Origin of the sequence: Pseudomonas sp. sp1636 (assembly GCF_030376615.1) — a bacterium.
Lineage (GTDB): Bacteria > Pseudomonadota > Gammaproteobacteria > Pseudomonadales > Pseudomonadaceae > Aquipseudomonas.
In genome coordinates this window covers 1-10,036 of sequence record NZ_JARRAB010000033.1, presented here as the reverse complement: position 1 = coordinate 10,036, position 10,036 = coordinate 1, and the positions used below count along the sequence as shown (strand labels likewise).

The following is a 10,036-nucleotide window of genomic DNA, read 5'->3' as shown; positions in this document are numbered from 1 at the left end:
GGCTTGAGTCTTATCTGTGGGAGGCCCGACCCCGGGGCGAAGCCGTTGTCCTGCACCATACCCCACATGGATGTGGGAAATGCCGCAAGCCCGCCGGCGACCCCATGGATGGGGGAGGCAGGAAAAATGCCGGGAGCATTTTCGAGAGCGGGCGCGGCCGCCTACCAGGTGCGGACAGGCTTGAGTCCATGGATAAACGGATTAATCGATCAGGCCTGCTAGCAGCGGGTGCCGACCCAGATTCTGCAGGGTGGGCAACGCTCTGCTTGCCCACCGAAACGATCCAACGCCCCTGCAGCCGGCGGCTCCGCCGTTCGGTTTTCCGAATGACCAAATCGTCTCCGTTCGCCCAGGCGAACGCGGCGCCGCGCCGCCAGCTGCTACAAATATATTTTTATCCTTTTCTTTCAAGCACTTAAAAAAACAATCCAACTGCAAAAAGGCTGGCACGCTCCCTGCTCTACCTCACTACAGGAATGCCCAGCGCCTTCCCCGCCGACGGGCCTGCACCGCACCCGACCGGCCAGCCCGATAACAACAACAGTGAGGTTCAGCATGACCACCAGCACTCTTTCCCGCGCCGTCGCCGTCGCCCTGGCCGCCACCCTGCTCAGCGCTCCGGCCCTGGCCGAGGAACTGACCGGCACCCTGAAGAAGATCAAGGAAACCGGCAGCATCGTTCTCGGCCACCGCGACGCCTCCATCCCCTTCTCCTACTTCGGCGACAGCCCGCAGCAGCCGGTGGGTTTCTCCCATGACCTGCAGCTGAAGGTGGTCGAGGCGATCAAGCAGCAGCTGGAGCTGCCCGAGCTCAAGGTGCGCTACAACCTGGTGACCTCGCAGACCCGCATCCCGCTGGTGCAGAACGGCACCGTCGACCTGGAGTGCGGCTCCACCACCAACAACGTCGAGCGCCAGCAGCAGGTGGACTTCTCCGTGGGCATCTTCGAGGTGGGCACCCGCCTGCTGACCAGGAAGACCTCGGGCGTGACCAACTTCGCCGACCTCAAGGGCAAGAACGTGGTGACCACCGCCGGCACCACCTCCGAGCGCCTGCTGAAGATCATGAATGCCGAGCAACAGATGAGCATGAACATCATCTCGGCCAAGGACCATGGCGAGTCCTTCCTGATGCTCGAATCCGGCCGCGCCCTGGCCTTCATGATGGACGACGCGCTGCTGTTCGGTGAGATGGCCAAGGCCAAGCAGCCGGCCGACTGGGCCGTGGTCGGCGCGCCGCAGTCGTTCGAGATCTACGGCTGCATGCTGCGCAAGGGCGACCCGGCCTTCAAGCAACTGGTCGACGGCGCAATCAAGGCCACCTACCAGTCCGGCGAAGTCACGGCGATCTACGACAAGTGGTTTATGCAGCCGATCCCGCCGAAGGGCCTGAACCTCAATTTCCCCATGAGCGCCGAGCTGAAGAAGCTTATCGCCGAGCCCACCGACAAGGCTGCCGAGCAGCTCTGACGGTGACGCCGGCGCGCCCCCACGAGGGACGTGCCGGCGGGGAACCGGGAGCAGCGCTCCCTTTCTCCACCCCGAATGGATCGGGGGCACGTCCGCCACACGCGGACGGGGCCGGCGTCTGCCTGCCCGGCCCCCTCCAACCCAACGTTTTAGGTTCAGCAGGAAAAGCCGCCGGGCACCGGCACTTTCCCTGCTGCACCTGGCAACACCCGAGGGTCAACCCGCATGAACTACAACTGGGACTGGGGCATCTTCTTCAAGTCCACCGGCATCGGCAGCGAGATCTACCTGGACTGGTTCGTCACCGGCCTGGGCTGGACCATCGCCATCGCCCTGGCCGGCTGGGTCATCGCCCTGCTGCTCGGCACCCTGCTCGGCGTGCTGCGCACCGTGCCGAACCGCGCGCTGGCCGGCATCGCCGGCGCCTACGTGGAACTCTTCCGTAACGTGCCGCTGCTGGTACAGCTGTTCCTCTGGTACTTCCTGGTGCCGGACCTGCTGCCCGAGCCGCTGGAGCTGTGGTTCAAGCAGGATCTGGCGCCCGCCACCTCGGCCTACCTGAGCGTGGTGGTCTGCCTCGGCCTGTTCACCGCCGCGCGGGTCTGCGAGCAGGTGCGCACCGGCATCCAGGCGCTGCCCCAGGGGCAGATCGCCGCCGGCTATGCCATGGGCTTTCGCCTGCCGCAGATCTACCGCGAGGTGCTGCTGCCGCAGGCGCTGCGCATCGTCATCCCGCCGCTGACCAGCGAATTCCTCAACATCTTCAAGAATTCCTCGGTGGCCTCCTTGATCGGCCTGATGGAACTGCTGGCGCAGACCAAGCAGACCGCCGAGTTCAGCGCCAACCTGTTCGAGGCCTTCACCCTGGCCACGCTGATCTACTTCACCCTGAACATGGGCCTGATGCTGCTGATGCGCACCATCGAGCGACGCGTCGCGGTGCCCGGGCTGATCGCCGCAGGAGGCAAGTGATGGATTTCAGCGCAATACTGCCGGCCCTGCCGGGGCTGATGGACGGCATGTGGATGACCCTGCAGCTGATGCTGCTCGGGGTGCTCGGCGGCGTAGTACTGGGCACCGCCCTGGCGCTGCTGCGGCTGTCGCCGAACCGGTTGCTGGCCAACTTCGCCGCCACCTACGTCAACTACTTCCGCTCCATCCCGCTGCTGCTGGTGATCACCTGGTTCTACTTCGCGGTGCCCTTCGTCCTGCGGGCGATCACCGGCGAGGACACCCCGGTGGGCGCCTTCAGCTCCTGCCTGGTGGCCTTCATCATGTTCGAGGCGGCCTACTTCAGCGAGATCGTCCGCGCCGGCATCCAGGCCATCGCCAAGGGCCAGATGGGCGCCGCCCAGGCCCTGGGGATGAACTACGGCCAGTGCATGCGCCTGATCATCCTGCCCCAGGCATTCCGCAAGATGACCCCGCTGCTGCTGCAGCAGAGCATCATCCTGTTCCAGGACACCTCGCTGGTCTACACCGTGGGGCTGATGGACTTCCTCAACGCCGCCCGCTCGCGCGGCGACATCATCGGCCAGGCCCATGAGTTCCTGATCTTCGCCGGCCTGGTCTACTTCACCCTCAGCTTCGCCGCCTCGCAGCTGGTCAAGCACCTGCAAAAAAGGTTAGCCGTATGATCTCGATCCAGAACGTCAACAAGTGGTACGGGGACTTCCAGGTGCTGCAGGGCTGCAGCACCGAGGTGAACAAGGGCGAAGTGGTGGTGGTGTGCGGGCCGTCCGGCTCGGGCAAGTCGACCCTGATCAAGTGCGTCAACGCCCTGGAAGCCTTCCAGCAGGGCGACATCGTCGTCGATCAGACCTCGATCGCCGACAAGCAGACCGACCTGCCCAAGCTGCGCTCGCGGGTCGGCATGGTGTTCCAGCACTTCGAGCTGTTCCCCCACCTGTCGATCACCGAGAACCTCACCATCGCCCAGATCAAGGTGCTCGGCCGCAGCAAGGCCGAGGCCACTGCCAAGGGCCTGGCGCTGCTCGAGCGGGTCGGCCTGGCCGCCCATGCCCACAAGCACCCCGGCCAACTGTCCGGCGGCCAGCAGCAGCGGGTGGCCATCGCCCGCGCCCTGGCCATGGATCCGGTGGTGATGCTGTTCGACGAGCCGACCTCGGCCCTGGACCCGGAGATGGTCAACGAGGTGCTCGACGTGATGGTGCAGCTGGCCAACGAGGGCATGACCATGATGTGCGTGACCCACGAGATGGGCTTCGCGCGCAAGGTGGCCGACCGGGTGATCTTCATGGACGCCGGCAAGATCGTCGAGGACTGCCCCAAGGACGAGTTCTTCGGCGACATCAACGCCCGCTCGGAGCGCGCCCAGCAGTTCCTCGCCAAGATCCTCCAGCACTAAAAGCCTCGCCGGGTGCGCTGTGCGCACCCTCGACACCGAGACCGCGAGCCGAGCATGGACCGCTCGCCCGCCACAACTGGTCAGCCCCGGACGACTATGATGCAATGCCCTCCCGCCCGCCGCTGCGCCGTGCCGCCCGCCCTGACCGTGAAACCGCGCCTGTTCCGCCACCTGCTGCTGACCCTCGTGCTGCTCGCCCTGGTGCTCGCCTGCGGCTACGCCGGCTATCGCCTCAGCGAACGGGTGGGCATCCGCGCCCTGGCCGAGAACGGCGAGCGCCAGCTGGAGCTGAACGCCCGCGCGGTGGAAAGCGAGATCACCAAGTACAACTACCTGCCCAGCCTGCTGGAGCTCAACGACGACGTCCGGCGCCTGCTGCAGACGCCCAGCCACTACCGGCGGCAGCGGGTCAACGATTTCCTCGAGGGCCTCAACCAGCGCAGCGCCAGCCTGGCCACCTACGTGCTGGACACCAGCGGACGGGTGCTGGCCACCAGCAACTGGCGCACGCCGAGCAGCTTCCTCGGCGAGGATCTGTCGTTCCGCGCCTATTTCCAGGACGCCGTGCAGGGCAAGCCGGGGCGCTTCTACGGCATCGGCAGCACCACCGGCGAGCCCGGCTACTACCTGGCCCACGGCCTCAGACAGGGCGAGCGGATCATCGGCGTGGCGGTGGTCAAGGTGCGCCTGGACGCCCTCGAGCAGCGCTGGCAGCGCGCCCGTCTGGAGGCCTACGTCAGCGACGAGAACGGCATCATCATTCTCGCCAGCAGCCCGGCGCGGCGGCTCAAGGCCGTACAGCCGCTGGGACCGAACACCCGCGAGCGTCTGGCGCGTAGCCTGCAGTACCACTGGTGGGCCCTGGAGGAGCTGCAGCCGCTGGCGCGCACCCCGCTGGGCGACGGCATCGAGCAGGTCAGCTACGCCGCCCCTGACGGCGACGGCCAGGCCATCAACTACCTGGAACAGAGCCGGCCGCTGGCCGACACGCCCTGGCGCCTGACCCTGCTGACCCCGCTGCGCGAGCAGCGCCGCGCGGCCATCAGCTACGCCCTGCTGGGCGCCGGCGCCTGCGCCCTGCTGATCGTCCTCGGCCTGGCACTGAACCAGCGGCGCAAGGTGATCGCCACCCGCCTGGCCGCCCGCGAGGCGCTGCAGCAGGCCAACAACGAACTGGAGCGCAAGATTGCCGAGCGCACCGCCGACCTCTCGGCCAGCAACCGACGGCTCACCGCCGAGATCGGCGAACGCCGGCAGACCGAGGCCCACCTGCGCCAGACCCAGGACGAGCTGATCCAGGCCGGCAAGCTGGCGGTGATCGGGCAGATGTCCACCAGCATCGCCCACGAACTCAACCAGCCGCTGGCGGCCCTGCGCACCCTGTCCGGCAACACCGTGCGCTTCCTCCAGCGTGGCGCCCTCGATGTCGCCGGCAGCAACCTGCAGACCATCGGCGAACTGGTCGACCGCATGGGCAAGATCACCGCCAGCCTGCGCGCCTTCGCCCGCCGTTCCGACGACCACGGCCAGGCCGACCTGGACAAGGCGGTGGAGGCGGCGCTGATGCTGCTGCAACCGCGCCTGCAACGCACCCGTGTGGCGATCCAGCACGAGCACGCGCCGGCCCGCCTGGCCATCGACCAGACCCGCCTGGAGCAGATCCTGGTCAACCTGATCGGCAACGCCCTCGACGCCATGGCCCAGCAGACCGACCGGCGCCTGTGGCTCAGCGGCGTGGCCGACGGCGCCAACTACCGGCTGGAGGTGCGCGACAACGGCGCCGGCATCGCCCCGGAGCTGCGCGGCCACCTGTTCGAGCCCTTCTTCACCACCAAGCCCGGCGAACAGGGCCTGGGCCTCGGCCTGACCCTGTCGGCCAGTCTCGCCACCGCGGCCGGCGGCAGCCTCGGCGTGCGCCACCCGGAAAGCGGCGGCACCACCTTCGTCCTCAGCCTGGCGCTGCTCGCCAGCCCCCCCCGCCCTGGAATCCCCCCATGAATGAAGCGCTCAGCGTCCTGATCGTCGAAGACGATCCCCATGTGCTGCTCGGCTGCCAGCAGGCCCTGGCCCTGGAGGACATTCCCAGCGAGGGCGTGGCCAGCGCCGAGGAGGCGCTGCAGCGGGTCGGCGCGGATTTTCCCGGCATAGTGGTCAGCGACATCCGCCTGCCCGGCCTCGACGGTCTGCAACTGCTGATCCAGCTCAAGCAGCGCGACCCGAGCCTGCCGGTGGTGCTGATCACCGGCCACGGCGACATCGGCATGGCGGTCGGCGCCATGCGCGACGGCGCCTACGACTTCATCGAGAAGCCGTTCTCCCCCGAGCGTCTGGTCGAGGTGGTGCGCCGCGCCCTGGCCCAGCGCGGCCTGGCCCGCGAGGTCAGCGACCTGCGCCGCCAGCTGGCCGGGCGCCAGGCCCTGGAGCAACGCCTGATCGGCCGCTCGCCGGCCATGCAGCGCCTGCGCGAACTGCTGGCCAACGTCGCCGACACCGCGGCCAACGTACTGATCGAGGGCGAGACCGGCACCGGCAAGGAGCTGGTGGCGCGCTGCCTGCACGACTTCAGCCGGCGCCAGGCCAAGCCCTTCGTCGCCCTCAACTGCGGCGGCCTGCCGGAGAACCTGTTCGACAGCGAGATCTTCGGCCACGAGGCGCACTCTTTCACCGGCGCCGGCAAGCGCCGGATCGGCAAGATCGAGCACGCCGACGGCGGCAGCCTATTCCTCGACGAGGTCGAGAGCATGCCGCTGAACCTGCAGATCAAGCTGCTGCGGGTGCTGCAGGAACACAGCCTGGAACGCCTCGGCTCGAACCAGTCGATCGCCGTCGACTGCCGGGTGATCGCCGCGACCAAGGCCGACCTCGACCAACTGGGCCGCGCCGGCCAGTTCCGCAGCGACCTCTACTACCGGCTCAACGTGGTGACCCTGGAACTGCCGCCGCTGCGCGAACGGCGCGAGGACATCGGCCTGCTGTTCGAGCACTTCCTGCAGCTCGCCGCCCTGCGCTTCGACCGCCCGGCGCCCGAGCTCGACCGTCACACCCTGGCCGCGCTGCTGGCCCACGACTGGCCGGGCAACGTGCGCGAACTGCGCAACGTCGCCGAACGCTTCGCCCTCGGCCTGCCGGCGTTCAAGCACAGCGGCCTGGCCGCAGGCGGCAGCGGGCCGGGCTTCGCCGAGGCGGTGGAGGCCTTCGAGCGCAACCTGCTGGGCGACGCCCTGGCCCGCCACGCCGGCAACCTCAGCCAGGCCAGCCAGGCGCTGGGCATGGCCAAGACCACCCTGTTCGACAAGGTGAAGAAGTACGGGCTGTAGGGTGGGTTAGGCGCCATGCAGGGCGTCGCCCGACCACAACTCACCGCGCGCCCTAACCCACCGTGGTGCCTGGCCATGAGCCTGCACCCGCCTTCTACCGTGGCAGCGGCCTTGGCCGCGCCGCTGTTAAGGCCGCGGGTCTTGTTCAGCTCCAGCCAGCACCTGACATTGTGATGCCGAGGAAAAGTTGCTTGCTGGATTGGCCGGCGGCTGGCTATGGTTCGAACCAGACTGATAGCAATCTGCCGCGACGGCTTGTCGGGTGATAGGCGGAAACCAAGCGAGTACGGGACGTTCAGGGAGCGATAGGCAGATGACTGATTTTTTGAGATTTTTTCGATAAGTACTGGGTTGGCAGAGCTGTATTTGTCTGGAATTCACCGATATTCAATATGACGGGGTTCCGTCTAATCACTGTTAGGCGACTGCAAAAAAGTACAGCGGTGCCACAGGGAATTATTAATGCATCCAGAATCGAAACACGCCTTCAGCGCATTCTGCAATGTAGTTGCATTTATCGTGGCTCCATTTGCTTTCTTTATAGGCATCGTAACTGGCGGCATGGAGGGCTATACAGCATGTGTACTTTCATTGCTTAGTCTTTCTACTGGTTATGTATTAACAAGTTTGCCTAAAGCGCCAGTAACGAAAAGAGAAGCCGCAATCGAAATATTATTTTGGTTTGTAACCTCAAGCAGTTTTGCACTCGTCCTCGTCACCGTAATGAGCAAGTCGTGGGTAGCCTTTTCAATACTGCTAACTTTAAGCGGGTTAACGTTATTAGTCTGGCAAAAATCTACCGAAAAGACAAAACGAAGGATACAGCGTGCACCTCTTATCTAGCGTCTGCACCCGCCTAACAAGGCGCTCAAATCGTTCGCTTCGCTCACTGGGACAGGCTAAAGCCTGCCCCTTAGCTTAATCGTTAGGCATCTTCAAGGATGAACATATGAGAGTCATCAAAAAAGCATTCGTTATACTAGGGCATGCAGCAAAGCTCTCACTCATGCCAAGCCTCACTGCAGGGGCTCTTCTGGTAACAGGTACTATTGCCATAACTCAATACTCTGAATTTAGTGAGTACATCTCAAACTTCTGGAAAATGTCTTACTTTCTTGAGCCTGAACTTCTAATGCACACTGCATCATGGTTCTTTAAAGTTATCAGTTTTGGTTTCATTTTCAGCATGTTGGTGCTGCTCCATGCACGTAATCAAGAAGTAGCGCTTGCAAAGCTACGCGAAATTGATGATGCCTAACAAATGGTTCAAATCGCTCGCTTCGCTCACTGGGACGGGCTAAAGCCCGCCCCTTAACCAAACGTTAGAAACACATGAAATATCTCACTAGCCTTAAAGAAAAGACTGACCTAATCCACCACCAGTTTTCCACGCTTATTGGTAAGGAAATACTAGGGTACGAATTAGCACAAATATGGTGTGAAGAAACCGCCGCTTGGAGCGAGTGGAATGACCTTCCAGTATTTTTATCAATTGGCTCAGATGAGCTTTCTATCTCATGGCAAAAATTCGATGGACTCGCTATAGAGGTCGGTCGCGTTCTACCTTTTTCACTTTGCGGGAGCACAGTGCGCTGGATAAATAGCGGCAATATCCATCTTGACACTGCTATTGGGCGTACCGTTGAGTCAGTTTCTTTAGCACAAGGAGAAATGACAGTAGGAGGCAGCGAAATTGAAATTTGGACGCGCTTACTAATCCATTTCACAGGCGGTGGCAGCTTTGAAATTTACAATGCGCTTGACGAAAACGGCTTTGAATTGCATACCAAGACTGTAGAGGCCGGCGTGTCGTGCTTCTAACTAGTGGTTCAAATCGCTCACTTCGTTCGCTGGGACGGGCTAAAGCCCGCCCCTTAACCAAACGTTAAATGACAATGGCTTGCTCCGTGCCAAAACGCATAGAAGAACTAACAGTTACTGATCTAGAGAGTAATCGTTGGTGTGTATACCATAACGACGAAGAGGGCTATGACAGCTTTGAATTCGTCATTCCTGACACTCACCCCGGCTTTTCTGAGCATATTATTGAAATCGAATTAGCGAATTTTATTTTTTCTGACGGCACCGTTCTAAAAGGTCTTTTTAACGGCTCAGAATCCTTTTCAGTCTTTCACAATGGCAATTGGCATGATTTCTGGTTCGGCGTTTCAAAACCAAGCGAGAGCATCATGGCCGAATTCAAAGCGTTCTTAACAAAAAATCGCTTAGCCTTGCCCGTTACGGCAATCGCGGTACATAGCGGCACATCAAGAACATACAATGGCTTGAAGTACATTGATGACACCAGGGCTATCTGTGAACTTGTCATTTAACAACTGGTTCAAACCGCTCGCTTCGCTCACTGGGACGGGCTAAAGCCCGCCCCTTAACCAAACGTTAGGCCTATATGCACAATTCGTGTGCAGTAGATATTTTGTCAAAAATGAACAAATTAATTCAATCTAGAGGTTATGTGGAGTAATGCTGTCCCTAACACAGAAAAGAGCCGTTAGCGTAGTACTGCTAGTAGGCATTTCCTTATTTGCATACTTGCAAACTCGAAGCCTCGGCGTATCAGAAACGGATCTTGTTTACACAGAGGGACGTATTTTAGAAGTCATCTCAACGCGCTCCATTAAGAACCGAGATTCCATTTTTTACCGCATGGAAAATCTGCCTGAGAAAGTAGCCATACGCCGGGGTATTTTCTCCGCCGATCGCATTTCGCGTAGTTTCAAGCCAGGTACAGTACTTAAGGTTGGTCATACCTCAGAGATCACCTGGCGCAAGACAATAAATGCATACTCTTTGTCAGCCAACGGCTGGCGTGTATATGGCTTAGAAAACTACGCTCGCGATTATCGCTCTGAAAGCAAAAGCA

At 61.7% G+C, this 10,036-nt stretch carries 11 protein-coding genes; all 11 read left to right on the top strand.

What is annotated here, in order from left to right; genetic code table 11:
• The first annotated feature begins 555 nt into the window (after nt 1-555).
• Nucleotides 556-1,470: a glutamate/aspartate ABC transporter substrate-binding protein gene (locus P8H27_RS20355; RefSeq protein WP_289639572.1), complete on the top strand. Its 915-nt coding sequence runs from the start codon at nt 556-558 to the stop codon at nt 1,468-1,470.
• 225 nt (nt 1,471-1,695) lie between these two features.
• Nucleotides 1,696-2,442 (top strand): amino acid ABC transporter permease, encoded by a 747-nt coding sequence (locus P8H27_RS20350; RefSeq protein WP_289639571.1) that lies wholly within the window; start codon nt 1,696-1,698, stop codon nt 2,440-2,442.
• Nucleotides 2,439-3,107 (top strand): amino acid ABC transporter permease, encoded by a 669-nt coding sequence (locus P8H27_RS20345; RefSeq protein WP_289639570.1) that lies wholly within the window; start codon nt 2,439-2,441, stop codon nt 3,105-3,107. The genes P8H27_RS20350 and P8H27_RS20345 overlap by 4 nt, the downstream gene beginning before the upstream one ends.
• Entirely contained in the window at nt 3,104-3,838 is a 735-nt protein-coding gene (locus P8H27_RS20340; RefSeq protein ID WP_289639569.1) for an amino acid ABC transporter ATP-binding protein, read from the top strand. Before P8H27_RS20345 ends, P8H27_RS20340 begins: the two co-directional genes overlap by 4 nt.
• A gap of 99 nt (nt 3,839-3,937) precedes the next feature.
• Entirely contained in the window at nt 3,938-5,836 is a 1,899-nt protein-coding gene (locus tag P8H27_RS20335) for an ATP-binding protein (RefSeq protein ID WP_289639568.1), read from the top strand.
• On the top strand, nt 5,833-7,155 hold the full coding sequence (locus P8H27_RS20330) for a sigma-54 dependent transcriptional regulator (RefSeq protein ID WP_289639566.1): 1,323 nt from the start codon (nt 5,833-5,835) through the stop codon (nt 7,153-7,155). The genes P8H27_RS20335 and P8H27_RS20330 overlap by 4 nt, the downstream gene beginning before the upstream one ends.
• Before the next feature lie 462 nt (nt 7,156-7,617).
• Nucleotides 7,618-7,998, top strand: a complete 381-nt coding sequence (locus P8H27_RS20325; protein WP_289639565.1) for a hypothetical protein — start codon at nt 7,618-7,620, stop codon at nt 7,996-7,998.
• A gap of 106 nt (nt 7,999-8,104) precedes the next feature.
• Nucleotides 8,105-8,413, top strand: coding sequence for a hypothetical protein (locus P8H27_RS20320; protein WP_289639564.1), 309 nt, complete (start codon nt 8,105-8,107; stop codon nt 8,411-8,413).
• Between the two features lie 74 nt (nt 8,414-8,487).
• On the top strand, nt 8,488-8,976 hold the full coding sequence (locus P8H27_RS20315; protein WP_289639563.1) for a hypothetical protein: 489 nt from the start codon (nt 8,488-8,490) through the stop codon (nt 8,974-8,976).
• Nucleotides 8,977-9,062: 86 nt separating this feature from the next.
• Nucleotides 9,063-9,488: a hypothetical protein gene (locus P8H27_RS20310; protein ID WP_289639562.1), complete on the top strand. Its 426-nt coding sequence runs from the start codon at nt 9,063-9,065 to the stop codon at nt 9,486-9,488.
• Between the two features lie 148 nt (nt 9,489-9,636).
• A partial coding sequence (locus P8H27_RS20305) for a hypothetical protein (protein ID WP_289639561.1) occupies nt 9,637-10,036 on the top strand: 400 nt, incomplete at its 3' end.

Bases quoted from the DNA above. Each gene is read 5' to 3' on its own strand.
- P8H27_RS20355 (WP_289639572.1), top strand. From the start codon at position 556: ATGACCACCAGCACTCTTTCCCGCGCCGTCGCCGTCGCCCTGGCCGCC.
- P8H27_RS20315 (WP_289639563.1), top strand. From the start codon at position 8,488: ATGAAATATCTCACTAGCCTTAAAGAAAAGACTGACCTAATCCACCAC.
- P8H27_RS20335 (WP_289639568.1), top strand. From the start codon at position 3,938: ATGCAATGCCCTCCCGCCCGCCGCTGCGCCGTGCCGCCCGCCCTGACC.
- P8H27_RS20320 (WP_289639564.1), top strand. From the start codon at position 8,105: ATGAGAGTCATCAAAAAAGCATTCGTTATACTAGGGCATGCAGCAAAG.
- P8H27_RS20325 (WP_289639565.1), top strand. From the start codon at position 7,618: ATGCATCCAGAATCGAAACACGCCTTCAGCGCATTCTGCAATGTAGTT.
- P8H27_RS20330 (WP_289639566.1), top strand. From the start codon at position 5,833: ATGAATGAAGCGCTCAGCGTCCTGATCGTCGAAGACGATCCCCATGTG.
- P8H27_RS20350 (WP_289639571.1), top strand. From the start codon at position 1,696: ATGAACTACAACTGGGACTGGGGCATCTTCTTCAAGTCCACCGGCATC.
- P8H27_RS20340 (WP_289639569.1), top strand. From the start codon at position 3,104: ATGATCTCGATCCAGAACGTCAACAAGTGGTACGGGGACTTCCAGGTG.